Source organism: Dyella sp. 333MFSha (genome assembly GCF_900102405.1).
GTDB classification, from domain to species: Bacteria; Pseudomonadota; Gammaproteobacteria; order Xanthomonadales; family Rhodanobacteraceae; genus Luteibacter; species Luteibacter mycovicinus.
In genome coordinates this window covers 78,970-103,974 of sequence record NZ_FNBR01000006.1, presented here as the reverse complement: position 1 = coordinate 103,974, position 25,005 = coordinate 78,970, and the positions used below count along the sequence as shown (strand labels likewise).

Annotated in this window: 27 protein-coding genes and 1 riboswitch; of the genes, 12 read left to right on the top strand and 15 right to left on the bottom strand. The window is 64.5% G+C overall.

From position 1 onward, the window contains the following. Positions 1-20: 20 nt before the first annotated feature. Genes BLT40_RS18095 through BLT40_RS18075 form a run of 5 tightly spaced genes read left to right on the top strand, consistent with a single transcriptional unit; the run spans position 21 to position 4,348 of the window. On the top strand, positions 21-1,343 hold the full coding sequence (locus tag BLT40_RS18095; protein WP_090355511.1) for an MFS transporter: 1,323 nt from the start codon (positions 21-23) through the stop codon (positions 1,341-1,343). Further along, positions 1,340-2,041 (top strand): CoA transferase subunit A, encoded by a 702-nt coding sequence (locus BLT40_RS18090; RefSeq protein ID WP_090355507.1) that lies wholly within the window; start codon positions 1,340-1,342, stop codon positions 2,039-2,041. The genes BLT40_RS18095 and BLT40_RS18090 overlap by 4 nt, the downstream gene beginning before the upstream one ends. Then, positions 2,041-2,685 (top strand): CoA transferase subunit B, encoded by a 645-nt coding sequence (locus BLT40_RS18085; RefSeq protein ID WP_079521999.1) that lies wholly within the window; start codon positions 2,041-2,043, stop codon positions 2,683-2,685. Before BLT40_RS18090 ends, BLT40_RS18085 begins: the two co-directional genes overlap by 1 nt. Then, the gene (locus BLT40_RS18080; protein WP_043693232.1) at positions 2,682-3,209 is read left to right on the top strand and encodes a gamma carbonic anhydrase family protein; all 528 of its coding nucleotides are present in this window, start codon (positions 2,682-2,684) and stop codon (positions 3,207-3,209) included. Before BLT40_RS18085 ends, BLT40_RS18080 begins: the two co-directional genes overlap by 4 nt. Further along, positions 3,206-4,348 carry a glycerate kinase gene (locus BLT40_RS18075; RefSeq protein ID WP_090355502.1) on the top strand — a complete coding sequence of 381 codons (1,143 nt, stop codon included), beginning with the start codon at positions 3,206-3,208 and terminating at the stop codon, positions 4,346-4,348. The genes BLT40_RS18080 and BLT40_RS18075 overlap by 4 nt, the downstream gene beginning before the upstream one ends. Here BLT40_RS18075 and map read toward each other — a convergent pair. The 9 genes from map to BLT40_RS18030 all read right to left on the bottom strand — a co-directional run bounded on the left by map (position 4,345) and on the right by BLT40_RS18030 (position 11,488). Further along, complete coding sequence (map, locus tag BLT40_RS18070; RefSeq protein WP_079521997.1) at positions 4,345-5,127, bottom strand: type I methionyl aminopeptidase; 783 nt, start codon at positions 5,125-5,127, stop codon at positions 4,345-4,347. The genes BLT40_RS18075 and map overlap by 4 nt on opposite strands. Beyond that, positions 5,124-5,336, bottom strand: coding sequence for a ParD-like family protein (locus BLT40_RS18065; RefSeq protein ID WP_036114297.1), 213 nt, complete (start codon positions 5,334-5,336; stop codon positions 5,124-5,126). The genes map and BLT40_RS18065 overlap by 4 nt, the downstream gene beginning before the upstream one ends. A gap of 327 nt (positions 5,337-5,663) precedes the next feature. Continuing rightward, positions 5,664-6,851, bottom strand: a complete 1,188-nt coding sequence (locus BLT40_RS18060; protein ID WP_090355494.1) for an MFS transporter — start codon at positions 6,849-6,851, stop codon at positions 5,664-5,666. 50 nt (positions 6,852-6,901) lie between these two features. After that, positions 6,902-7,231: a hypothetical protein gene (locus tag BLT40_RS18055; protein ID WP_090355489.1), complete on the bottom strand. Its 330-nt coding sequence runs from the start codon at positions 7,229-7,231 to the stop codon at positions 6,902-6,904. A 1-nt stretch (position 7,232) separates the two neighbouring features. Beyond that, positions 7,233-7,796, bottom strand: a complete 564-nt coding sequence (locus BLT40_RS18050) for an isochorismatase family protein (protein ID WP_090355483.1) — start codon at positions 7,794-7,796, stop codon at positions 7,233-7,235. After that, entirely contained in the window at positions 7,796-8,248 is a 453-nt protein-coding gene (locus tag BLT40_RS18045; protein ID WP_090355479.1) for a MarR family winged helix-turn-helix transcriptional regulator, read from the bottom strand. Before BLT40_RS18045 ends, BLT40_RS18050 begins: the two co-directional genes overlap by 1 nt. A gap of 188 nt (positions 8,249-8,436) precedes the next feature. Then, complete coding sequence (locus BLT40_RS18040; RefSeq protein ID WP_218124576.1) at positions 8,437-9,666, bottom strand: glycoside hydrolase family 64 protein; 1,230 nt, start codon at positions 9,664-9,666, stop codon at positions 8,437-8,439. Positions 9,667-9,829: 163 nt separating this feature from the next. After that, complete coding sequence (locus tag BLT40_RS18035) at positions 9,830-10,633, bottom strand: alpha/beta fold hydrolase (protein ID WP_176809213.1); 804 nt, start codon at positions 10,631-10,633, stop codon at positions 9,830-9,832. A 150-nt stretch (positions 10,634-10,783) separates the two neighbouring features. After that, positions 10,784-11,488: an SDR family NAD(P)-dependent oxidoreductase gene (locus BLT40_RS18030; RefSeq protein WP_090355473.1), complete on the bottom strand. Its 705-nt coding sequence runs from the start codon at positions 11,486-11,488 to the stop codon at positions 10,784-10,786. A 142-nt stretch (positions 11,489-11,630) separates the two neighbouring features. Here BLT40_RS18030 and BLT40_RS18025 point away from each other — a divergent pair, with 142 nt between their 5' ends. Further along, a complete protein-coding gene (locus tag BLT40_RS18025) occupies positions 11,631-12,548 on the top strand; it encodes a LysR family transcriptional regulator (protein WP_090355471.1) in 918 nt (305 codons plus the stop codon). On the opposite strand, the gene mmsB is transcribed toward BLT40_RS18025, so the two are convergent. From mmsB to BLT40_RS18000, 5 genes are read right to left on the bottom strand one after another with little or no spacing between them, the layout of a single operon-like run. After that, positions 12,490-13,413 carry a 3-hydroxyisobutyrate dehydrogenase gene (gene mmsB, locus BLT40_RS18020; RefSeq protein WP_090355468.1) on the bottom strand — a complete coding sequence of 308 codons (924 nt, stop codon included), beginning with the start codon at positions 13,411-13,413 and terminating at the stop codon, positions 12,490-12,492. The genes BLT40_RS18025 and mmsB overlap by 59 nt on opposite strands. After that, positions 13,410-14,555 carry an enoyl-CoA hydratase/isomerase family protein gene (locus tag BLT40_RS18015; protein WP_090355466.1) on the bottom strand — a complete coding sequence of 382 codons (1,146 nt, stop codon included), beginning with the start codon at positions 14,553-14,555 and terminating at the stop codon, positions 13,410-13,412. Before BLT40_RS18015 ends, mmsB begins: the two co-directional genes overlap by 4 nt. After that, entirely contained in the window at positions 14,552-15,349 is a 798-nt protein-coding gene (locus BLT40_RS18010) for an enoyl-CoA hydratase (RefSeq protein WP_090355460.1), read from the bottom strand. The genes BLT40_RS18015 and BLT40_RS18010 overlap by 4 nt, the downstream gene beginning before the upstream one ends. After that, positions 15,346-16,521, bottom strand: a complete 1,176-nt coding sequence (locus BLT40_RS18005; RefSeq protein ID WP_090355773.1) for an acyl-CoA dehydrogenase family protein — start codon at positions 16,519-16,521, stop codon at positions 15,346-15,348. The genes BLT40_RS18010 and BLT40_RS18005 overlap by 4 nt, the downstream gene beginning before the upstream one ends. 11 nt (positions 16,522-16,532) lie before the next feature. Beyond that, on the bottom strand, positions 16,533-18,047 hold the full coding sequence (locus tag BLT40_RS18000; RefSeq protein WP_090355770.1) for a CoA-acylating methylmalonate-semialdehyde dehydrogenase: 1,515 nt from the start codon (positions 18,045-18,047) through the stop codon (positions 16,533-16,535). Positions 18,048-18,186: 139 nt separating this feature from the next. Then, a riboswitch (cobalamin riboswitch) is annotated at positions 18,187-18,392 on the bottom strand. Positions 18,393-18,503: 111 nt separating this feature from the next. On the opposite strand from BLT40_RS18000, the gene BLT40_RS17995 reads away from it, so the two are divergent. The 4 genes from BLT40_RS17995 (at position 18,504) to BLT40_RS17980 (ending at position 21,251) form a co-directional block, all read left to right on the top strand. After that, positions 18,504-18,887, top strand: a complete 384-nt coding sequence (locus BLT40_RS17995) for a VOC family protein (RefSeq protein ID WP_090355457.1) — start codon at positions 18,504-18,506, stop codon at positions 18,885-18,887. Between the two features lie 108 nt (positions 18,888-18,995). Continuing rightward, complete coding sequence (locus BLT40_RS17990; RefSeq protein WP_090355454.1) at positions 18,996-19,991, top strand: aldo/keto reductase; 996 nt, start codon at positions 18,996-18,998, stop codon at positions 19,989-19,991. 90 nt (positions 19,992-20,081) lie between these two features. Further along, positions 20,082-20,951 (top strand): LysR family transcriptional regulator, encoded by an 870-nt coding sequence (locus BLT40_RS17985; protein WP_090355767.1) that lies wholly within the window; start codon positions 20,082-20,084, stop codon positions 20,949-20,951. Positions 20,952-21,062: 111 nt separating this feature from the next. Continuing rightward, positions 21,063-21,251, top strand: a complete 189-nt coding sequence (locus BLT40_RS17980; protein ID WP_036114325.1) for a hypothetical protein — start codon at positions 21,063-21,065, stop codon at positions 21,249-21,251. Between the two features lie 45 nt (positions 21,252-21,296). Here the strand turns inward: BLT40_RS17980 and BLT40_RS17975 are convergent, their stop codons facing one another. Beyond that, positions 21,297-21,803 carry an Lrp/AsnC family transcriptional regulator gene (locus BLT40_RS17975; protein ID WP_090355763.1) on the bottom strand — a complete coding sequence of 169 codons (507 nt, stop codon included), beginning with the start codon at positions 21,801-21,803 and terminating at the stop codon, positions 21,297-21,299. Between the two features lie 81 nt (positions 21,804-21,884). Here BLT40_RS17975 and BLT40_RS17970 point away from each other — a divergent pair, with 81 nt between their 5' ends. Both BLT40_RS17970 and BLT40_RS17965 read left to right on the top strand, forming a co-directional pair. Then, the gene (locus tag BLT40_RS17970; RefSeq protein ID WP_036114331.1) at positions 21,885-22,298 is read left to right on the top strand and encodes a DUF2000 family protein; all 414 of its coding nucleotides are present in this window, start codon (positions 21,885-21,887) and stop codon (positions 22,296-22,298) included. A gap of 40 nt (positions 22,299-22,338) precedes the next feature. After that, complete coding sequence (locus BLT40_RS17965) at positions 22,339-24,972, top strand: excinuclease ABC subunit UvrA (RefSeq protein ID WP_090355451.1); 2,634 nt, start codon at positions 22,339-22,341, stop codon at positions 24,970-24,972. Positions 24,973-25,005 lie beyond the last annotated feature (33 nt).

The following is a 25,005-nucleotide window of genomic DNA, read 5'->3' as shown; positions in this document are numbered from 1 at the left end:
CCGGACACCGGAGAACAGCCATGAGCGTCCTCAGCCCGTCGCAAGACACCGAACGCCTGGTCATGCGCAAGTTGATGCCGGTACTGGTGGTGGCTTACATCATCAGTTTCCTGGATCGCAGCAACATCGCGCTGGCCAAGACGCATCTTCAGGTCGACCTTGGCCTGTCGACCGTGGCCTACGGAGTAGGTGCAGGTCTGTTCTTCCTCACCTACGCGCTGGCTGAGATACCCAGCAACCTGATCCTGCACCGCGTGGGCGCGCGTTTCTGGATCACGCGGATCATGGCGACATGGGGACTGGTCTCCGCGGGCATGGCGCTCGTGCAGGGCGAGACCTCGTTCTACGTGCTGCGGCTCTTGCTCGGCGCCACGGAGGCCGGATTGTTCCCGGGCGTGATGCTCTACCTGACCTACTGGTTCGGAGAAGCATCGCGCGCCCGGGCCACTGGTTACTTCCTGGTCGGCGTGAGTCTGGCCAATGTCATCGGCGGCCCGTTGGGCGGTGCCTTGCTGGGGCTGGAAGGGAAGCTCGGGCTTCATGGCTGGCAGTGGATGTTCGCGGTGGAGGGCCTGCTGGCGACAGCCTTTGCCGCCGTGGTCTTCATCACCCTGCCTGACCGCCCTGCCCGGGCGCGCTGGCTGACGCCTGCACAGCGCGATGCGCTGGAACGGCGGGTCGTCGATGAAGCCGCTGCGGTCGAAGCCACGCGCGGCAAGGGCGCGAGTGGGCTGGCCCGATGCTTCACCGACCCACAGATCCTGCTGGCGATCCTGATCTACTTCTGCCACCAGATAGCCATCTATACCGTGATCTTCTTCCTGCCCGGCATCATCGCCGGCTACGGAAAGCTGAGCGATCTTCAGGTGGGCTGCCTCAGTGCCTTGCCCTGGCTGGCCTCCGCCATCGGCACGATGACCATACCCCGGCTGGCGAACACGCCCACACGCAGTGCATGGCTGTTGCGCGGCGGACTCGTGCTGATGGCCGTCGGACTGCTGGTCGCCGCATGGACGGGCCCGGTCGTGGCGATGCTCGGGTTCTGTGTGGCCGCCTTCCTGTTCTTCGTCGTGCAGTCGCTGATCTTTACCTACGCCACCTCGCGCCTCACCGGCCGCGGACTCGCGGGGGGACTGGCCTTCGTCAACACCTGCGGCTTGCTGGGCGGCTTCCTCGGCCCCTCCCTGATGGGTGCTGTGGAAGCGCATACAGGCAGCACGCACGACGGCCTGATCGTTATCGCCGCGCTGCTCATGCTTTCCGCTATCGCCGCGACCCGACTGCGCGATGGCAGCGAGGAACGCGCGACTCCTTCCCCCGATCTTCTCAAGGTGAATCGATGAACAAGCTCTACCCCAGCGCCAAGGCGGCACTGGCCGATCTGCTGGCCGACGGACAGACCCTGGCCGTCGGTGGCTTCGGCCTGTGCGGCATTCCCGAGGCGTTGATCGACGCCGTGCGCGAGCATGGCGCAACCAACCTCACCGTCGTCTCCAACAATGCGGGTGTCGACGGCTTCGGCCTGGGTGTCCTGCTGGAGTCGCGGCAGGTGCGCAAGATGGTGTCCAGCTACGTGGGCGAGAACAAGGAGTTCGAGCGTCAGTACCTTGCCGGCGAACTCGAGCTCGAGTTCACGCCGCAGGGTACGCTTGCCGAGAAGCTTCGCGCGGGCGGTTGCGGCATCCCCGCCTTCTTTACCCGCACCGGCGTCGGCACCGAGGTGGCTAAAGGCAAGGAAACCCGCGACTTCGCGGGCGAAACGTACCTGATGGAAGAGTCGATCCGTGCGGACGTCGCGCTGGTAAAAGCCGCCGTCGCCGATCGTTCGGGCAACCTGCGCTTCGCCAGCACCGCGCGTAACTTCAACCCGTTATGCGCGATGGCGGGCAAGCAGTGCGTGGCCGAGGTGGAGCGCATCGTGGAAAATGGCGAATTGCATCCCGACGATATTCATCTGCCGGGCATCTTCGTCCAGCGCCTGGTGCTGAACGCGACGCCCGAAAAGCGTATCGAGAAACTCACCCTGACGGAGGCAAACTGATGGCTTGGGATCGCGACGATATGGCGCGCCGCGCCGCCGCCGAACTGGCCGACGGTTTCTACGTCAATCTGGGCATCGGCTTGCCGACGCTGGTGGCCAACTATATTCCCGAGGGCATGGACGTGTGGCTTCAGTCGGAGAACGGCCTGCTGGGCATCGGCCCGTTCCCCACGAGGAGCACCGTCGATCCCGATCTCATCAACGCAGGCAAGCAGACCGTAACCGCCCTGCCCGGCTCGAGCTTCTTCGACAGCGCACTCAGCTTCGGCATGATCCGCGGTGGCCACGTGAACCTCGCCATCCTCGGCGCGATGCAGGTGTCCGAACGGGGCGACCTCGCCAACTGGATGATCCCGGGGAAGATGGTCAAAGGGATGGGAGGCGCCATGGACCTCGTCGCGGGCGTCGAGCGTGTCGTGGTATTGATGGAACACACGGCGAAGGGGGCGCATAAAATCCTCCACGAGTGCAGCCTGCCCTTGACCGGCGTCGCGGTCGTCGACCGGATCATCACCGATCTGGGCGTACTCGATGTCACGGCCGATGGCCTGCGACTGGTCGAGCTCGCGCCCGATGTCACCCTCGGTGAATTCCGTGATGCCACCGGTTGTACCGTACACGCCCCAGATGGAAACACCCCATGAAATACCAGCTCGGCGATACTCGCGTAAACGCACATCCGGACAGCTGGATCGCACCCCAGGCTGTGGTGGTCGGCAACGTTCACCTGCACGCCGGCGCCAGCGTGTGGTTCAACGCGGTGGTACGCGGCGACAACGAGCCCATCGTCATCGGCGAAGGCAGCAACGTACAGGATGCCGCCGTCCTGCATAGCGATCCCGGATCACCGCTGACCATCGGCAAGGGCGTCACCATCGGTCATCACGCCATGCTCCACGGCTGCACCGTGGGCGATCACACGCTGATCGGGATCAACGCCGTGGTGCTCAACGGCGCTGTCATAGGCAAGCACTGCATCATCGGCGCGAATGCACTGGTGACCGAGGGCAAGCAGATTCCCGACGGCTCGCTCGTCGTGGGATCGCCGGCAAAGGTCGTACGCGAACTCAGCGACGAGCAACGCCAGGGTCTCGAAGAGAACGCGGCCCACTACGTCGCCAATGCCGCGCGCTTCGCCGCCGGACTGACGCCACAGGACGATGCGTGAAGATCGTCATCGCCCCGGACTCCTTCAAGGAAAGCCTCGACGCCTTATCGGTCGCGCGGGCCATTCGTGATGGCCTCGCCGATGTGTGGCCCGATGCCGACTACGTGCTGAAGCCGATGGCCGATGGTGGCGAAGGAACCGTCGACGCCGTGATCGCATCGACGGGGGCGCAACGTCATTCCCGGAAAGTGTGCGGGCCGCTGGGTGACCTCGTGGACGCTACATGGGCCTGGCACGCCGATACGAGTACGGCCACCCTTGAGATCGCCGAAGCCAGCGGCTTGATGCGTGTGCCGCCGGATCGCCGCGATGCCGCGCAAGCCGACAGCTACGGCACCGGCGAACTCATGCGTGCCGCACTCGATCACGGTGCACGGCGCATCGTCGTCGGACTGGGCGGTAGCGCGACCAACGACGGTGGCGCCGGTTTGCTTCGTGCGCTTGGCGCGCGCTTTCTCGACGACACGGGGAGTGCCCTGCCGCCCGGCGGCCTCGCGCTGGGCGCACTGCACCGGCTCATCCTCGATGACCTCGACCCACGTCTGCGTGACGTTGAGCTGATCATAGCGAGCGACGTCGACAACCCGCTGTGCGGCGCGTCGGGTGCGTCGGCGGTGTTCGGGCCGCAGAAAGGCGCCCATGCCGCATTGGTACCGCAGCTCGACGCCGCTTTGGCTCGACTGGCTTCCGTACACGCCGTGCAAACCGGCAAGGACTGGAGCGGCACGCCCGGTGCCGGTGCGGCTGGCGGAGCCGGCTGGGCGATGCTCGCCGTGCTTCAGGCGACACTGCGCCCCGGCGTGGCGCTGATTGCGGAGATGAACGGCCTGGAAGATGCCATCGATGGCGCTGATTTCGTCATCACCGGCGAAGGCCGTATGGACGCCCAGACGGTGAGGGGCAAGGTGCCCTTCGGTGTCGCGCGTCTGGCGAAGGGCCGGAACGTGCCGGTGGTGGCCCTGGTCGGCAGTCTCGGCGAAGGCTATCGGGACCTCTACGAATACGGCCTCACTGCCGCGTTCTCGCTGGTCTCGCGGCCGATGTCGCTGGCGGAGGCCGTGACCGACACCTCCGCGTTGCTTACGAGTCTGGCCCGGGACGTGGCACGGCTGATGGATGCCTCTCGCCTTGCGCGTTAGGCCTCATCCAACGGGCACAGAGGTACTTCTCCCGGGCGAAGTGTCAGCACCCGGACGCCCTTTCGCGTGACCGCTACCGTATGTTCGAACTGGGCGGAGAGACTGCCATCACGCGTATACACGGGCCATTCGCCCTCTCGCGAGAGAATGGCGGAGCGGCCCTGGTTCAACATCGGCTCGATCGTGAACACCATGCCCTCGCGTAGCTCCAGGCCGGTACCGCGACGGCCGTAATGGAGGATCTGGGGATCCTCGTGCATCTCCCGGCCGATGCCATGCCCGCAGTATTCCTTCACCACGCTGTAACCATGGTCCCGCGCGTGCCGGGAGATGGCATGACCGATGTCCCCCAGGTGCGCCCCCGGACGGACTTCCGCGATGCCCTTCCACATGGCCTCGTAGGTCGCCCTGACGAGACGTCGTGCCGCGTAGGACGCTTCGCCCACGAGATAGGTGGTGCTGGAATCGGCGATGTAACCGTTCTTCTCAAGCGTGATATCGAGATTGACGATCTGCCCGTCGCGAAGCACATCGTCCGCGGCCGGCACGCCATGGCACACCACGTTGTCGATCGAAGCATTGAGTACGTAAGCGAAGCCGTACTGGCCCTTGCTGGCGGGACGGGATTGCAGGTCGTCGACGATCATCCGCTCGACGAGGTCGTTGATCTCGAGGGTACTTTTGCCCGCCAGCGGAAGCTGGTCCAGATGGTGGAACACGGACGCAAGCAGACGCCCCGCTTCCGCCATGACGGCGACTTCTTCGCTCGTCTTGATCACGCTCGCGCTGACCTCACCGGCAAGGCGTGGACCCCGGCCCCGCGTAGCTCGTTCGCCACCAGCTCCTGGAAGCTGAGGGACGGATTGAGCTCACAGAGCGCACCGATCCGGATCCAGAAACTGGCCTGGGCATTGATCGACCGGCCGGAAACCGTGCAGGCGCGGCGAAGCTGATCGTGTGTGTCGTCGTCGATGTTGACGATTCCCATGGGGCCTCCTGAGGTTCTGCCGGGCATACGTAACATATATGGATCATATACGAAGCATCTATGCCGTGCAAAAGCCAGGCGGGGCCGACGATCAACCTCCATAAAAGTGAAAGGCGCCAGCGCATCGTGCGCCGGCGCCTCTCGGTCCACACAGGGGGAAGTGGACGCCTCCAGCATGCTGCGACGGATGTCGGCCAAGTGTGACGCAGCGCACCAACGTGGCCTGATGCCGGAAATGCGTGGGTAGAACTGAGAAAAGGCGACCGGGATCACGCCGTATGGAAGACGTATGACGCACTAAGGCGCTGACCGATTGAGCTGAGATATCTAACCAGACCTGCGAAAGCGGGCTTCATGGTGCGCGTCATAGAGCATCGTATAAATCCCGACGCCAGCGGCCATCAGCCCCGAAGCCGCCCCCACGCCCAGCGCCCAGCGCGGCCCCATATGATTGGCCACCCATCCGACCATAGGCGCCCCGATCGGTGTCCCGCCCAGCGCGATACCCAGACGCAGCGCCATGACCCTGCCCCGCATCGCGGCGGCGGTAGTCAGTTGCATGAGGCTGTTGGTCGTATTGGTGAACGTCAGGGCGGCCACACCGATGACGACAAGGGCCGCGGCGAAAAACCAGTAGCCCGGCGCCACTGCGGCCAGTCCGCAGCCCAGACCGAAGACCGCCGAACCGACCAGCAACGACGCAAATCGCGGCTTGTCGCGCCCGGCCGCCAGCAAGGCGCCGGCCAGCGTGCCGACGGCCATGATCGACGACAAAAGCCCATAACCCCGCGCGTCGGTATGGAACACTCCGACGGCCATCGTCGAAATAAAGATCGGGAAGTTCATACCGAACGTTCCAATGAGGAACAGCATGACCAGAATCGCCTTGAGATCGGGTCTGCCCCACACGTAACGCAGCCCATCGGTAAGACTGCCCTTGGTGCGTACGGCACGCGTCCTCGCGTGCAAGCTGTCCACGTGTAGGAAAAACAACGAGCCCAGCACCGCGAAGAAGCTGATGCCGTTGAGCAGGAACGCCCAGCCGCTACCGACCCATGCAATCACCAGACCCGCGACGGCGGGCCCGATCATGCGCGCCGCATTGAATGAGGTCGAGTTCAGCGCCACGGCATTCGGCAGGTCTTCATCACCGACGAGGTCGGCCACGAAGGTCTGGCGTACCGGGGCATCGAAAGCCGAGGCACAGCCGGAAGCGAACGCGAACAGATACACGTGCCACAGTTGCACGACGCCGAGCACGGTCATCAGCCCGAGTGCAAGAGCGAGCAGACCCATCGTCGCCTGTGTCGCCATCAACAGGGTACGGCGGTCGTAGCGATCGGCGGCGAAACCCGTCCACGGCAACAGGAGCAACTGCGGTCCGAACTGCAGCGCCATGACGGTACCGACCGCTGCGGCGTCATGGTGAGTGAGTTGCGCGAGAACCAGCCAGTCCTGGGCGGTGCGCTGCATCCACGTTCCAATGTTCGACACCAGCGCACCGGCCGCCCACATGCGGTAGTTAGGGCTTTTCAGTGAACGAAAAACACGTGTTATCGCGGCACTCACGAGCGCTCAGGCACACGGCCACCGTGAAACTGCCCGAAGTGCCGGGCCGAGTGCAGGCTCATGACGAGCACGCCAAGACCGAGAACCACGACATCTACCGTCTTCTTCATGTCGATGTCGCCGGTACGGCAGACCAGCACGTAGCCGATCACCAGATTGGCAATACCCCACACCACGTTCACCGTTGAAGAAGACAGCCCCTTGCCCGGCGGCTTGGCGAACGGACTCTGGAACGACTCACCCATCACGCCGCCGACAAAATGCGGCACGGCGTTTGACAGAAATGCACCCCCGAAAAACAACGAAACCAGATGCTGCCAGAGCATGTCAGACACTCCTCGTATCGAGTAGATCGATGATTTCCTGCGTCGCTCCCGTCTCGCCCAGCCGTGGGAAAACGTGCTTGATGCTGTATTCGTGTGCTTCGGACCGCGCATCCGTCATCGCGTCGATCGCCAGGGTGACGTTGAAGCCCTGCTCGTAGGCCTGCCGCGCGGTGGACTCGACACCGGTTCCCGTGGCGACGCCTGCCACGACTACGTGAGTCACACCGCGCGCCCGCAATACGCTTTCGAGGTGAGTGCTGGCGAAAGCACCCCAGGTTCGCTTCGTCACGACGATATCGTCGGGTTGCTGATCCAGCTCGGGAATGAAATCGGTCCAGCCAGGTGGCCTCGTCGTCATGCGAGGTGGGCGTTCCGTACGCCCGGGCGCGGCACCTGCCACGTTCACCAGCACCACAGGCAGCGCTCGCTGGCGGAATGCTGCGAGCAACGCGCGCGAGCGGTCAATGACATCCTCGATGGAATGGGCCAGTGCGGCGCCGACAATGCCCTTTTGCAGGTCGACGACGATCAGCGCCGTCTGCGGATCAAGCTTCGTAAGCGCCATCAGAAGTCCGCCAGCCGCTGCAACAGTTTCACGGCGGCCGCCAATTCGCGACGTTCCTGTGGCGACAACTGCGCCTCAAGCGCGCGAAACAGCCAGTCTTCCTTGGCGGCTCTGACCTCGGTGACTTTCTTGCGAAACCCCGCCGTCAGCTCGATAAGCGTTTGCCGCCCATCGGTCGGATCCGGCTTGCCCGTCACGGCTTTCATCGTTTCCAGCGTGCCCACGGTCACCCGCATGGACTGCGGGCGCACGCTTTCGGCCCGGGCCAGAGCGGACACCGTGGCCGGGCCGTCGCGCTCAAGGCGGAGCAGCACCGATTTCTGGGCGGCCGTCAGGTCGTGTGCCTGGGTTTGCTCACGTACCCGGCGGATGAGCTTGCCAAGGGTGATGCGCAGGTCACCGGCGAGGGCCACGGAGGGGGCGGTATCGGGAGTGGACGAGGGTTTGGCCATGCACCCACGGTAGCATGCGTACAGGTTATATGTACAGTCTACCTGTATACAGGCCAGCAGCTAAGGTAATGGCTTGGCTCGGGTAGGAGCCAACCCTGTTGGCGATGGCAGGTTGCGGCAAGCACCCTGTCGCCAGCGGGGCTGGCTCCTACCCGAGCCAGGCCGCGATCAGCGTGTTAGCAAACTGCTTACCAGCCCACGCCCAACGTAATCTGCGTGGGTGCAGCCGTGTTCACCGTCGAGCTCTGCTCCTGCGCGTCGTCATACGCAAAACCGTAGGCCAGCCGATCGATGGAATGGTCGTGCCAGAATCTGGCGTAGTAGTTGGCCGGCGCCGCCTGATACCATGCAGTCGGGTCGCTCCACTTGCTTACATCGGAAATGACGTGCCGATTGAACGCGGCGGAGATCTGCGTTTCCAGCGCTTTCTCAGCGTCGTTGCCCTGCGCAAGGCTACCCTTGGCCTCCAGCACATCCTGCGTGGTCGGCTTCTGGACCAGATACTGACCACCGACATACGCACCGTTGCCAAGGTCGACCTCGTTGAAAACCAGCGTGGTTCCCTGCACCTGCCCGCTGAAGCGACGCGCGCCGCCCCACAGATCGATCACGAGCGGCCGCGTGCTGTAGTCCGCCCACGCCTGGTCGATGTAGCTGTCGAAGTAATGCTCGTTGGGCTGCCCCGTGTCGAATGTCGACTTTCCGGGCGCCAGGATGCGCGTGTCGCTGTCCGCCCCGGAGACGAACTCCGGCGGGACTTCGGCCTTGAAAGCCGCGTAAATCGAGGCACGCGACTGCTCGATGCCGACGCGCTTCTGAAATCCACCTTCACCGGTGACGTTCAGCGTGAGCGGAAAACCGAACTGGTCGACCTGCGTGGTGTTGATCCAGAGACCGCTGTCGTTATAGGTGAACTCGTACCAGTCCAGTTTGACGTCGTTGTTCGCGTCGGTCGGGTTCTGTGGATTGGGACCGGCGAAACCCGTCAGGCCATCCGCCGCGACAAGAATCTTCAGATAGACCGGCTCACCGACCGACACGTAGATGCGGCCTGACGACATCTTTGGCAGCTTCAGGTTCTGCGCCTGAGCCAGAGTGAAGCCATGATTGGGATAGTTCTGTCCATTCTTGCTCAGATGGCCGTCCGCATCGTTGTCGCCCACCGAGGCCGCCACAAGCTGGCCGTCAGCGGATACCCAGGAAAGATTTCCCGTGACGGGATCCTTGCCCAGGATCGTCACGTAGACCTGGTCATCGGCAAAGGCGCCGGCCGTGTTGTTCTGCACGATAGTCGGCACGTCGGCGTAAGCCGGAAGCGCTGCACATACACTCGCCGCCAGTGTGGCCAATGGCAGGACCAAAGCCAGCATACGGCGGCGGCCGACGGAACGAGCGGTTTGAATATTCGTCGTCACCATGAAGCATCTCCTTGCGTTAACGAAACGAGAGCATGCGCATGGCAGGCAGGAATGTCTGCCTTATTTCGGATAAGCGGACCGCGTGACCAGCGCAATGGCCCGTACTGTGACGGGACTTCACTCCCATTCGTGCGACCGCCGTTAACGTGGCGTCGGCGACATGTTAGTCGCGCAGAAACTCACGCAAAAAGGCATTGAAGCGCCCGGGATATTCGACAGGCGGAAAATGTCCGCACTTCGGAACGACATGCAGAACGGCATCGCGTGCCTGATCGCACATGAGCTGTCCCGCGGCAACCGGTGCACTCGCGTCGTCTTCTCCCACGATCACCATCAATGGGATAGCCGTCTCGGCAAATCGTGCCGTCAGCCGGTCTTTGAGGTCGAGCGTCGCAACGAGATCCCATAGCGAAGCGTGAAAGCTCGGGTCTTGTCTATGCAGCAGCTTCCGGAACCGGTCGGACACTTCGGGATGTTGTGCACGAAACGCTTCGGGGAACCATCGCGCCAGATGCGCCTCTGCCATGATCGCCATGCCGCCGTCACGCGTAGCGCGCGCACGATCACGCAGCATCTGCCTGACCGTCTCGGGGAACGTGCAGGATGTGGCAACGAGTGTCAGGCTCCGGACCATCGATGGCTGCTCGATCGCCAGGGCCTGAGCGACCATGCCACCGAACGAGATGCCGACGACATGCGCGGATGCGATATCCAGCGAGGCTAACGTCTCCGCCACCTGCGTCGCGATGGCCTCGAATGTCGGCGCGCCGTCGGGAGCGCCGGACAGACCGTGACCCGGAAGGTCGAGCGCTACGACATCTCGATCGCCCGCGAACTCCCCGAACTGCGCATCCCAGATACCGAGATCGAGCCCCAGTGCGTGAAGAAACACGATCGGCGACGCACCCGGTGGACCCGAGCGCACGACGTGGATGGCATCTGGAGCGCGTGCGGAAAAATCATTCACGAATACGTACCCATCCGTCGATATCGGCTCCCGCCCCCGCAGGAGAACGCCGAGCATACGGATGCAAATGCTCGCGCGAAAGAAGGTTCGCCACGACACCTAACGCTGGAGCGGGATACCTTGACCGGAGCGTCGCGCTGCTTCGCCAGCTCACCAGGGCACGACACGCCCCAGATAGTCGAGGTAATGCAGCCCCTGGCGCCCCGCATACGTCGTCATGGTGTCGACCAGGTTGGGAATGCTCTCCTGAATGGTCAGGCGCGCCTCAGGCCCACCCATGTCCGTGCGCACCCAGCCCGGCGCCATGAGCAACAGAGTACGCGGGTCGTCCGTATGACGTGCCGCGAAGCTGCGCATGAACATGTTGAGTGCGGCCTTGCTGCCTCGGTAAACCTCGTGATTGCCGTTGGTGTTGTTGGTGAGGCTGCCCTGCCCTGACGACATGATCCCGATCGTCCCGTCGACCGTCACAAGATCCTGCAGGGACTCGATCACGCGCATGGGACTGAGCGCATTGGTGACCATCACGCGGATGAACTCGTCGGTGGACACGTCGGCTATCGTCTCCGCGTCATCGTTGGTCACCCCCGCGTTGACGAACAGCACGTCCACCGTCCGCGATGACAGTCGGGCCTTGAGGGCGGCGACATCCTCGACCACGGTCATATCGAGGACCTCGACTTCAAGTGCGCCGCCGGACGACGCTGCCAGTTCACGCAGCTTTCCGGTTGAGCTGGCCCGCCCCGTAGCGATGACGTGCCAGCCACGCCCAAGGTATTCCTCGACCATCGCGAATCCGAGGCCGCGCGACGCGCCAATCAGGAGAATGGTTTTCTGTGAGGACGGTGCTTGCATGAGCTACTCCGGTTACGAGGGGCCCGCGCTCCGGGCCGGTCCTCCCAACGTAGCGACGACGCAACCGGGGCGGAAGACGCGCGACAGTCAGTCCATACCTGCACCAAACGCCTTATCTGATCCGATCGCGATACGATGGGTCATGGACGAACCCGACCTCAACCTCCTCGTTGCCCTTGACGCCCTGCTGGCCGAAGCGAGCGTCGCGGGCGCGTCACGGCGCCTGGGGCTCAGCGCGTCGGCCATGAGTCGCACGCTGACGCGCTTGCGCGCCGCCACACAGGACGAACTGCTGGTCCGGGCCGGGAGGCGTATGGTGCTGACGCCGCACGCCGAAGCTCTGCGCGAACGCGCCCGTGGCCTGCTCCAGGACACGCGAAGCGTTCTCCGCCCGGCGGTCACCGAAGACGGGATCGGCTCCCTCCGGCGCACGTTTACGATCCGTGCCAACGACGGATTTGTCGAGGTGTTTGCGGCCGAGCTCATCGGCGCGGCCAGCCGCGCAGCGCCTGGCGTCCGCTTGCGTTTCGCCCCGAAAGCGGAGAAGTCCGCGGTGCCGCTCCGCGAAGGACTGGCCGATCTCGAGATCGGCGTCCTCGGCGGCATGGGACCCGAAGTCCGCGTGCAGGCGTTGTTTCGCGACCGTTTCGTCGGTGTGATCCGGCGCGGCCATCCGCTGGCCGATGTCGATCCGATGACGCCCGAGTCGTACGTGGCGTACGGCCACGTTGTCGCCTCACGTGCAGGCCGCAGCGAGGGTCCGGTCGATGCCGCCCTGACCGCAAAGGGTCTTCAGCGCGACGTCGTTTCGGTCGTGCCGAGCTTTCAGGCGGCTCTGGCGGTGACGCTGGCATCCGACCTGATCGGGCTGGTTCCGGCCTCGTTTCTTGCCAGCCCGCCCGATACCGTGCGCGTCTTCGACCTGCCGGTCGAAACGCCGGCCATCATGGTGTCGCAGATGTGGCATCCAAGGCTGGAGAACGAGGCTGGACATCGCTGGCTCAGACAACTGGTGCGCGAGGCTTGCCAGGATCGTCTTGCACAGCTGACATCAGCCTGATCACGCTGGAGAAATCCAGCTCCCCATTCCCCGCCTTACTATTCAACGCATAAAGGTTGCGCGCCAGCTCCCCAAGTGGAATCGAAGCCCCCACACCGACTGCCGCCTCGGTTACCAGCCCGAGATCCTTCAACATCAGATCGTTGCCGAAGCCACCGGTGTAGCCACGCGATGCCGGCGCGTTCGGCAGCACACCCGGCCACGGATTGCACACCTCGGTAGCCCAGCTGCGCCCCGTGCTCACCGCCATCATCTGCGACAGCACGGCCGCGTCGAGACCGTGCGCGACGCCCAGGGCCAGCGCTTCGCCGGTGACGGCCATGATGACGCCGAGCGCCATGTTGTTGCACAGCTTGGCCACCTGTCCCGCACCGCTAGCGCCGACATGGAAAATATTCTTCCCCATCGCTTCCAATACGGGCCGTGCAATATCCAGCACCGCCGCGTCGCCTCCCACGATGAACGTCAACGTTCCCGCCGCTGCACCCGCGGTGCCGCCAGAAACAGGCGCGTCAAGCATCGCGAGGCCGCGACCAGTGGCGGCTTGTGCAACTTTTTTCGCCGATGCCGGTGCGATCGTGCTGCAATCGACGACGAGTGCACCATCGGGAATGGCGGCCAGCAGCCCCGCGTCTCCCAGATAAAGCGCTTCCACATGCCGGCTGGCGGGAAGCATCGAGATGACGATCTCAGCGTCGCTCACCGCATCGGCAGCGCTCGCCGACGCGGAGGCTCCTGCGGCAACCGCCGTATCGACCGCCGACTGGACGAGGTCGAAGACCCGCAGGGCATGCCCTGCCTTGAGCAGATTCGCGGCCATCGGGCCACCCATGTTGCCCAGCCCGATAAAAGCGATGCGACTCATGCGTACGACTCCGGTTGACTGCCCAGATCGGCAAGCGGATGCGCTTCCGCGCTGAACGGTGCATTGAAGAAAGATTCGGCCCAGCTCGATGTCGCCTCGGCCAGCGTCGCCGGGTTCCAGCGCGGTTGGCGGTCCTTGTCGATCAGCAGCGCACGGATGCCCTCCGCAAAATCGCCGTGTGCGGCGCAATGCAGCGACACGATGTATTCGAGGCGAAAGGTATCGGCGAGGGAAAGCGTCGACGCGCGGCGCTGAAGCTCGAAGCCGAGCCGCGCGGAGCCAGGCGCACCGGCAAGCAGCGCTGTCCTTGCGTTCTGCAGCCAGGTATCGTCATCCTGGATCGCATCGATGGCGCCAACGATATCGTCGAGCCGCTCGTTGCCGCAGACGTCGCGGATCAGGGCCGCATGCGCTTGCAGCGGACCGGGCGACGCCGGCTTCGCAAGAGTACGGAGGAGCGCGGTGAGCTCGTCGTGGGTGGCGCTCGCCGAGCTCGACCAGCTCGCGTTGCACAGCGCGTTCATGACCTCCGGACGCGCATCCTCGGGAATGAAGTGGTCGGCAAGACCGGCGTGGATGGCATCGCCCGCGCCGAGCGGCGCGCCGGTGAGGGCCAGAAACATGCCGCCGCGATCGGGCACACGCGACAACAGCCAGCTGCCTCCCACGTCCGGATAGAGCCCCACGGTAATTTCCGGGAAGGCCAGCTTCGACCGCTCGGTGACCACACGGTGGCTTGCTCCCACCATCAGTCCGATGCCGCCACCCATGACGATGCCGTGCCCCCAGCAGAGCATCGGTTTGGCATAGGTGTGAATCCGATAGTCCAGCCGGTACTCGGTCGAAAAGAATTCACTGGCATACGCGTTGCGCGTGATCTCACCGCCGCCCGCCTCCCGGTAGTCGACCATGCTTCGATACAAGCCATGCAAGTCGCCGCCCGCGCAGAAGGCCTTGTCGCCGGCTCCCTGCAGGACGACCACCGCGATCGCATCGTCGTCGGCCCACGCGCGCAGCTGGGCGTCCAGCAGGCTCGCCATCGTCAGTGAGAGCCCGTTGAGGGTCTTCGGCGCATGGAGTGTCGCGATACCGATACGTCGGCCATCCCGCCCGTCGCGCTCTTCGAACATCACGTCGCTCATGCGTTCTTCCACTCGGCCGGGCGCTTCTCAAGAAAGGCGTGTACGCCCTCCGCCTGATCGGCGCTGTCGAACAGGTCGACGAAGGCTTCGCGCTCGGCGACGAGCGCGGCGGCGTGCGTCTGAGTGCGCGTTGCCTGCACCAGGGGTTTGCAGGCCGCCACGCTGGTCGGGCTCTGCTTCGCGGCACGCGCTGCCCATGCGAGCGCGGCGTTCAACCCTTCACCTCGGGGAACCACGTCTTCCACCAGCCCGATGCGCAAGGCCGTCGCGGCGTCGACTCGCTCGCCGAGCAGGATCATCCGCTTCGCCCAGCCCTCGCCGACCAGGCGCGGCAGGTTCTGTGTACCGCCGGCACACGGCAGCAGTCCCACACCCGCTTCCGGCAAGGCCATCTGCGCGTGTTCCTCCGCGATGCGAAGGTCGCATGCGAGTGCACATTCGAGGCCGCCACCCATCGCATAGCCGTTGATGGCCGCGATGCTCACGCCACGGAACGCCGACAACGCCTCGAAGGCCTCACCGAACCGACGGGCGGCTTCACGCGCCAGCGCGCGGTCGCCATCCTCGAACTGCTTGAGATCGGCGCCAGCCGAGAAGAACTTCTCCCCCTCGCCCGTCACCACCAGGGCGTAGACATCACGATCCGCATTCAGGGCCGCGACGAGATCGCGCAGCGCGGAAAGGCTATGTACCGTCCAGGTGTTGGCTGGTGGGTTGCTCAGCGTCGCGATGGCCGTATGGCCTTCGAACGTCAGCCTGAGCCCCGTCCAGTCGGTATCCTTGTAACCGGTCATCGCAACTCCTCTTCAGTGTTGAGCAGGTGGCGCGCCACGATCACGCGCATGATTTCGTTGGTGCCTTCCAGTATCTGATGCACACGGCTGTCGCGCAGCAACCGTTCGATCGGGTACTCGCGGATATAGCCATAGCCGCCATGGAGCTGCAGGGCGTCGTTGCAGATGTTGAATCCCGCATCGGTGGCGAAGCGCTTGGCCATGGCGCACCACACCGTGGCGTCATGACTGCGTGCGTCGAGCTTGCGCGCTGCCGTGTGCACCATCTGTCGAGCGGCGACCAGCTGGGTCGCCATATCGGCCAGCTTGAACTGCAAGGCCTGGAACTCGCCCAGCTTGCGCCCGAACTGCCGCCGCTCACCGAGATAACGCCGCGCGGCGTCCAGTGCACCCTGTGCGGCACCGAGTGAACAGGCGCTGATATTGATCCGCCCACCGTCCAGACCCTTCATGGCAATCCGAAACCCTTCACCCTCTTCGCCCAGAAGGTTCGCCGCCGGGACACGAACGCCGTCGAACGTGATGCCCCGCGTGGGCTGACTGTTCCAGCCGAGCTTGTCCTCCTTACGCCCATACGTAATGCCTTCGGCGTCGGCGGGTACGGCGAACGCACTGATACCACGCGCACCCTCGCCCCCCGTGCGGGCCATGACCACGAGCATGTCGGTGGCACCGGCTCCCGAGATGAAGGCCTTGCTGCCATGGAGCACGTACGCGTCACCATCACGCACGGCGCGCGTCTGCAGAGACGCCGCATCGGAACCGGCGCCCGGCTCGGTCAGGCAGTACGACGCAAGCTTCGCCCCGCTGCACAGCGGCGGACCCCATTCGGCACGCAACGAAGAACGTGCATGCGTCGCCAGCATCCACGTCGCCATGTTGTGGATACTGATGAACGCCGCGGTGGATGGATCGGCGGCGGCGAGTTCTTCAAACACGATCGCCGCATCCAGCCGGGTCAGCCCGCTGCCGCCGGCCGCTTCGTCGACATACAGGCCGCAGAAACCCAGTTCGCCCGCCTTGCCGATGGCCTCACGCGGAAAGATGCTCTCGGCGTCCCAGTGCGCCGCACGCGGCGCCAGTTCGGATGCCGCGAAATCGCGCGCCGCCTCGCGAAACGCCATCTGCTCGTCGCTGAAGCCGAAACCTTGCCCCATCACAGGAATATCCATGACGGCCGCCATCACTTGAGGCTGATCGTCGTATTGACGCCGTGGCCACGCGTGTCATCGTCGAACCAGCGCGACGTGATCGTCTTGGTCTGCGTGTAGAACATGACCGCCTGCTTGCCGTAAGGGCCCAGGTCGCCGAGTTTGGACGCACGCGATCCCGTGAACGAGAACAGCGGCACCGGCACCGGGATCGGTACGTTGATACCGACCTGCCCCACATCGATGTCTTCCTGAAAGCGACGGGCAGCCGCACCGCTCTGCGTAAACACGGCCGTACCGTTTCCGTTGGGATTGGCGTTGACCAGGTCGATCGCTTCGTCCAGCGTGTCGACCGTGAGGACGACCAGCACGGGCCCGAAGATCTCTTCGTCGTAGATACGCATGCCAGGCTTCACGCCCGAGAAAATCGTCGGCCCCACGAAGTTGCCCTCGTCGTAACCCGGCACGCGAAAGCCGCGACCGTCGAGCTCCAGCGTCGCCCCCTGCGCCACACCGGCGTCGATCAGGCTCTCCACGCGCTCACGCGCTGCGGATGAGATCAGTGGACCGACATCGGTGCCCGCTTCGCTGCCTGCGTTGACCCTCAGCGCCTGCGCTCTGGCGACGATGTCGGGAATCCACTCCCGCGCGTTACCGACCAGCACCGCCGTCGATGCCGCCATGCAACGCTGCCCGGCCGCACCGAAGGCGGCACCGACCATGGCATTGAGCGTCTGCTCCTTGTTGGCGTCGGGCAGAACGACAGCGTGATTTTTCGCCCCCATCATGCACTGCACGCGCTTACCGGCTTGTGATGCACGGTGATAAACGTGCGTACCGACCTTCGTCGATCCGACGAAAGACACCGCCTTGATGTCGACGTGATCGCAGATGGCGTTGACCACCTCCTCGCCCCCGTGCACAACGTTGAGCACGCCTCTGGGAATGCCCGCCTCCTGCGCCAGCTCGACCAGCCGCATGGTGACCATCGGGTCCTGCTCCGACGGCTTCAGCACGAAGGTGTTTCCCGTGGCGATGGCCATCGGAAACATCCACAGCGGGATCATCGCGGGAAAGTTGAACGGCGTGATACCGGCGCAGACACCCAGCGGCTGCAGCAGTGTGTACGTGTCCACGCCACCGGCCACGTTGTTGGCCAGCTCGCCGACTTGCAGATTGCCGATGGCGGCCGCGTGCTCCACCACCTCGAGGCCACGGAACACGTCGCCTTCGGCGTCCGGCAGTGTCTTGCCCTGCTCCGCCGTGAGGATCGCCGCCAGTTCCGCCATGTGTTCGCGGATCAGTTGCTGGTACCTGAGGAAGATGCGGGCCCGCGTCCCGATGGGCGTCTTGCGCCAGGTGGCGAACGCGCGCCGGGCGGCGGCGACGGCCGCATCCACCTCCCGGGATGTGGCGAAGGGCACACGTGCCAGGACGACCTGCGTCGCCGGGTTGATCACGTCGCGCCATTGTGTGGTCGCGGACTCGACGAACTCACCGTCGATCAGCAGTTTGACGGTCGCGACATCGGTCGCGGCACGATTCATCTCGTTCATGATGCTTGTCTCCATATCGCTCACCCGCGAAACCGGGCGTGCGTGAGCGAGACAAGTCGGTTCGAGGCCGCGGACGCCGCATCGAGCCAGCTCGTCCGGTTGCCCACCGCAACACCCGAGGAAGACACCGCAAGCGGTGCCCACCACGGGCCGGTCTCCGGGCTTGCGAGCGATGCGATCCGCATCACCCCGACACCTTCCCGCGTTGCCGCAGTGGTTCTGAGTCGGGTTTTCTCGCCTACCGTTGCGGGGGCAGCGCCGGCATCGGACCGGCTTCCCGTTTCACCCTGCGCACCGGAATGGCGGCGGCAGGACACCTGTGGCCAGCGGGAGTGTAGGCGGCGACGCGGCGAGCGACACGCTGCGATGCAGTAAAGGCGCCTTGGATGCCGCCACGGATTCCGACTAAGCTGCGCGGATCAGCCGTTCCACGCTCAGGAGATCCCCATGATCGACCACACCGGCGCCACCGTCAGCGACTTCGAGCGCAGCAAGCAGTTCTACACCACCGTACTGGCGTCCATCGGCTACGAACTGATCGTGCACTTCCCCGCGTCGAAAACGGGGCGCACCGATGTGGCGGGGTTCGGCGAGAACGGCAAGCCGGATTTCTGGATCTACAAGGGCGAACCGAATGACCCACCGGTACACGTCGCCTTTCGGGTGAGTTCGCAACAGCTCGTACGCCTCTTCCACCAGACAGCGCTGGATGCGGGCGCGAGGGACAACGGGCCACCCGGTCCTCGCTCGCATTACCACGAAGGCTATTACGGCGCCTTCGTCCTGGATCCGGATGGCCACAACATCGAGGCGGTGTTTCACGCCAGCTGATGGAAGATCATTGATGAACTGCCCGCATAGGCTCAAGCGGTTTATCCCACTTAATCGCTGAACCCCCGGTCGGTAGCATGGCGTCATGGCTACCTTCTGGAGATCACCATGAAAAAGCGCGTTCTCGGTAAAAGCGGCCTGGAAGTCTCAGCCCTCGGCTTTGGCTGCATGGGCCTCAATTTCAGCTATAGCCACGCGCTGAGCAGCGACGAGTCAGTCAAGCTCATCCGCGAGGCGGTGGACCTGGGCGTCGATTTCTTCGACACGGCCGAGGTCTATGGCCCGTTCACCAACGAGGAAATCGTCGGTAAAGCCCTCGCGCCGATGCGCGACCAAGTCGTCATCGCGACGAAGTTCGGCTTTGCGTTCGATCCGGAAACGAACAAGCAGACGGGTCTGGACAGCCGACCGGAAAACATCCGCAAGGCCGCCGAGGGTTCGCTCAAGCGTCTGGGCATCGAGCAGATCGATCTGCTCTATCAGCACCGCGTAGACCCGAACGTGCCGATCGAAGACGTCGCCGGTGCGGTGAAGGATCTCATCCAGGAAGGCAAGGTGAAGCACTTCGGCATGTCCGAGCCCAGCGCGCAGACGCTGCGTCGCGCTTATACCGTGCAGCCTGTCACGGCGCTGCAGAACGAGTACTCGCTGTGGACCCGTGATGTGGAGACCAACGGCATTCTCGATGCCTGTGAAGAACTCGGCATTGGTCTGGTGGCGTATAGCCCGCTGGGCAAGGGCTTCCTCACCGGTGCCATGAATAAGGACACGAAGATCGGAGACAACGACTTCCGCAAGGCGCTGCCGCGCTTCGCACCGGAAGCGATGGCCGCCAACGAAGCCCTCGTCGAGGTCATCAAGACCATCGCCGACGGCAAAAACGCCACGCCGGCGCAGATCGCCCTGGCCTGGCTGCTCGCCCGTAAGCCGTGGATCGTGCCCATTCCCGGCACCACCAAGCTGCATCGCCTGAAGGAAAACCTCGGCGCGGATGCACTGTTGCTCAGCGCGGACGACCTGGCTGGCATCGAGGAAGCCGCCGCCGCGGTCAAGGTCGAGGGCGGTCGCTACCCGCCGCATCTGCAGGCCATGATCGGCCGTTGACCCGCGAACTGGACGACGGTCCCCCCGGTGCTACGATCCGACAGGAACTCACCGGGAACACCGCAAAGCGTGCGTAAAGACATCTACGACATGATGGCGTTTCTCGCCGTGGCCCGTGAACGCAGTTTCACGCGGGCCGCGGCGAAACTCGGCACCTCGCAGTCCGCTCTCAGCCACACCATCCGTGCCCTCGAAGCTCGGCTGGGTGTGCGCCTGCTGACGCGCACCACACGTAGCGTGTCACCCACCGAAGCCGGTGAGCGGCTGATCGGTTCGGTCGGTCCGCGTTTCGACGAAATCGAAGCCGAGATCGAGGCGCTGGGGGAGCTGCGTGAGCGGCCCGCCGGCAATCTGCGAATCACCACCGCCGAGCACGCCGCGCAGTCGATCGTTATGCCGACGCTCGAGACGTTCCTCCCCCGGTACCCGGATATTCACGTCGAGCTGAGCGTGAATTACGGCCTGATCGACATCGTGGCCGAGCGCTACGACATCGGCATCCGTCTTGGCGAGCACCTGGCGAAGGACATGATCGCCGTATGCGTCGGGCCGCCGATGCGTATGGCGGTCGTGGCGACACCGGGCTATTTCGCGCAGCGTAAGCGACCGAAAACGCCGCAGGATCTGACGGGTCACAACTGCATCAATCTGCGCCTGCCGACTTACGGCGGGCTGTACGCCTGGGACTTCGAGAAGAACGGGCGGGAGGTGAAGGTCCGCGTCGAGGGCCAGCTGGTACTCAACGGGATGAACCACATTCTCCGGGCGACCCTGGCGGGCCTTGGTCTGGCCTGGGTGCCCGAGGACGTCGTCCTGCCGCATATCGAGGCCGGACGACTGGTGCGCGTCCTGGAGAACTGGTGCGACCCGTTTCCGGGCTACCACCTTTACTACCCGAACCGGCGGCAGACTTCCCCCGCACTGACCCTGCTGGTGGATGCGCTACGTTATCGTGGCTGAATCGCCCACAATCCCTTGACGTTTCCGCGATTGACACCATCTCGTAGGTAGCCGAGGATCGAATCAGGCCGCGCCCGGGTCCCGGGGCCGCGCAGCAAGCAGGAGTCACCCATGAGCCAACGTCATCTCGTCCTCGCCGCCTTGTTCGCCCTGGCCGTCGTGTTCTTTCTTGCCGGTTCGGTCACAGGGACGTTGCTGCTCGTCGCCGCTGGCGTCGTGACGGAGACGGCCTTCTGGTTCAACATGATGCAGCAGCGCCGGATGCAGCGGATCAAGGTTCGCGCGCGACGCGATCGCTGAGCCTCCCGTAAATCGGCGTCAGAAACCCCGCACCGCGGGGTTTTTTTATGTCGCCCCGGAAGCCTCCTCCGCACTCGGTCCCCGCTCCAGATACGTCGACAGAGCGATATAGCTCCGCGTCCCCTTGAATCCCTCCATCGCGTGAATCCGCTCCAGCAGGTGCTCGAGCCCCCGCGTATCGGCCGTCCGCACCTTCAGCAACATCGCGCTCTCTCCCGTCACGGTGTGGATTTCCTCCACCTCGGGAAAGGCCTGCAGCGCCAGCAGCTGGCGTGTCACCGCCCAGCTGGTCGTATCCACGTGGACGAAGGTCAGCAACGGACGCCCGACCTTCACTCCATCGAGCACAGCTACTGTGGCCTTGATGACCCCATCCCTGCGCAGCCGCTTCACCCGCTCATGCAGCGCGGGTGCGGAGAGATGCAGCCGTTCGGCCAGCTCCGCGTAGCTCAGCGTGGCATCGGCGGAGAGCGCGCCTAATAATTTTCGGTCGATCGCGTCGAGCCGGACCGCGTCGGGGGTCTCGCCCGGAATGGCTTTCGTTTTTTTCATCATGGCAGCCTGTCGCCCTTTCGCCGAATAACATTCGGCGTTTTACTGAATCAGCCTAACAGACTGCGAAGAACCTTCGACATGACCACCTTCGACACCCGCGTCGCCATCCTCGTCCGCAGCGACTTGCTGACATGGCAGAAGCTCAACGTCACCGCCTTCCTGGCCACCGGCATCGCCGGAGCGGCGGCAGATGCCATGGGCGAGCCATACATCGATGCGGCCGGACGTCACTACGCGCGCCTGCTCGGGCAGCCGATGCTCGTGTTCGGTGCCGATGCGACGCAGCTCGCCCATGCGCATCGCGTCGCCATCGAACGCGACGTGACCCGCGCGATCTATGTCGAGGCGATGTTCTCCACTGGACACGACGCGGCCAACCGCGAAGCCTTCCTCGCGGAAGACGCCGATGCACCCAACCTCGTCGGCATCGCGTTACGCGGACCTCGCAAGGCGATCGAGAAAGCCACCAAGGGCGTGCCTCTGCACACGTGATTTCACGGGAACCGCAAGCCAGGGCTGCGATAATCCCTAGATGACCAAGCGTAGATCCCCGCCCTCTTCGACCGACCTCCATGGCTTCGTGCGTGTACGTGGCGCACGCGAGCACAACCTCAAGAACATCGACGTCGTGATCCCTCGCGACTCGCTCGTCGTGTTCTCCGGGGTGTCGGGATCGGGCAAGTCGTCACTCGCTTTCGGGACGCTGTACGCGGAAGCGCAGCGACGCTACTTCGAGTCGGTGGCGCCTTATGCGCGACGCCTGATCGACCAGGTCGGCGTGCCGGACGTCGACGAAATCGAGGGGCTGCCGCCCGCGGTGGCATTGCAGCAGCAGCGCGGCACGCCCGGAGCACGCTCATCGGTGGGCAGCGTCACTACGCTGTCGAGTCTCGTGCGCATGCTTTACTCGCGTGCGGGCTCGTACCCCGCCGGCCAGGCGATGTTGTACGCAGAGGATTTCTCGCCCAACACGCCGCAAGGTGCCTGCCCGCACTGCCACGGCCTGGGCCGCGTGTACGAGGTGACGGAGGCGTCGATGGTGCCGGATCCCACGCTGACCCTGCGCGAACGCGCCATCGCGTCATGGCCACCGGCATGGCACGGCCAGAACCTGCGCGACATTCTGGTCACCCTCGGCTACGACGTGGACGTGCCCTGGAAGGACCTGCCGAAGAAGCAGCGCGACTGGATTCTGTTCACCGAGGAAACCCCGACGGTCCCGGTCTATGCCGGCTTCACGCCAGCGGAAACCCGTGCGGCACTGAAGCGAAAGACCGAACCCAGCTACATGGGCACGTACATGGGTGCGCGGCGTTACGTGCTGCACACCTTCAGCACGACGCAAAGTCCGCTCATGAAGAAACGCGTGTCGCGCTACATGATCGGCAGCGTCTGTCCTGTCTGCGATGGCAAGCGCCTGAAGCGCGAGTCGTTGTCCGTGACTTTCGCAGGGCTGGACATCGGCAGCCTGTCCGCGTTGTCATTCGATGCCCTGGTCGATACGTTGAAACCGGCAGCCGAGGGGCGGTTCGACGATTTGGCCGAGTCGACGACACGCAGCCGCGCCGCGGGCAAGCGCGCGAATGCGAAGCGCGTAGCCGCCGGCGGCGCCGCGCACGACGGGTCATCGGACGTGCGGCGCACCCCCAATCTGTCCGAGGAAAAACGTATCGCTGCTCAGCGCATCGCACAGGATCTCGTTGCCCGCGTGGGTACGCTCCAGGCACTCGGCCTTGGCTACCTGTCGATGGACCGATCGAGTCCCACACTGTCACCGGGCGAGTTGCAGCGGCTGCGCCTGGCCACGCAGATCCGATCGAACCTGTTCGGCGTCGTCTACGTGCTCGACGAACCGTCGGCCGGCCTTCACCCGGCGGATGGGGAAGCCTTGCTTACCGCACTGGAGCAACTGAAGCGATCGGGCAACACGATCTTCGTCGTCGAGCACGACATGGACGTCATGCGTCGCGCTGACTGGCTGGTCGACGTCGGCCCGGATGCAGGCGAGCGCGGCGGCGAGATTCTCTACAGCGGTCCTCCCGATGGTCTCGCCGACGTGGCGCTGTCGCGTACCGCGCGTTATCTGTTCGGTCACGAGCGGCCTCTTGAGCGGTCACCTCGCCCGGCATCGCGCTGGCTCGAGCTCCGCGGCATCACGCGCAACAACCTCCATAATCTGGATGCCGCCTTCCCCATCGGTCTGTTTACCGCGGTCACCGGCATTTCCGGCTCGGGCAAGTCCAGTCTGGTCAGCCAGGCGCTGGTGGAGCTGGTCAGTGAGCATTTGGGCCATGAGCTGCCCGCCCCGGAGGACGAAGGCGATGACACGGCACCCAGCGTCATCACGAAGACCGGCGGTCGTATCCACAAGGGCGCCGACGCCATCACGCGACTGGTCCAGGTCGACCAGAAGCCGATCGGGCGCACGCCGCGCTCCAACCTCGCGACGTATACCGGACTCTTCGACCACGTGCGCAAGTTGTTTGCCGCGACAAAGGCGGCCAGGGCGAAACGTTACGACGCCGGGCGCTTTTCGTTCAACGTGGCGAAGGGGCGCTGCGAAACCTGCGAGGGCGAGGGATTCGTCAGCGTCGAGCTGCTATTCATGCCCAGCGTCTATGCACCCTGCCCCGCGTGCCACGGTGCGCGCTACAACGAGGCCACGCTGAAAGTGCAGTGGAACGGCAAGAACATCGCCGACGTGCTGCGACTGACGGTCGAGGAAGCCTGCGAGTTTTTCGTCGACGAGCCGGCGGTGATGAAGCCGCTGTCGCTTCTCTACGACATCGGGCTTGGCTACCTGCGCCTCGGACAACCCGCCACGGAACTATCCGGCGGCGAGGCGCAGCGGATCAAGCTGGCTACGGAACTGCAGCGGTCGCAGCGCGGGAGCAATCTTTACGTGCTGGACGAGCCGACCACCGGGCTGCATCCGTCCGATGTGGACAAGCTGGTGGCGCAGTTGCAGGGGCTGGTGGCGGCCGGCAATACGGTGGTCGTCGTCGAACACGAGATGCGCGTGGTCGCCGGAGCCGACTGGGTGATCGACGTCGGTCCCGGCGCGGGTGACGAGGGCGGCAAGATTGTCGCCTGCGGGCCGCCGCGGCTGGTCGCCAGCGAGACGACGAGCCGTACGGCGCCTTATCTGGCTCGGGTACTCGGGTAAACGGCGTCGCCGACAGGAACAGGCCCCATCGAC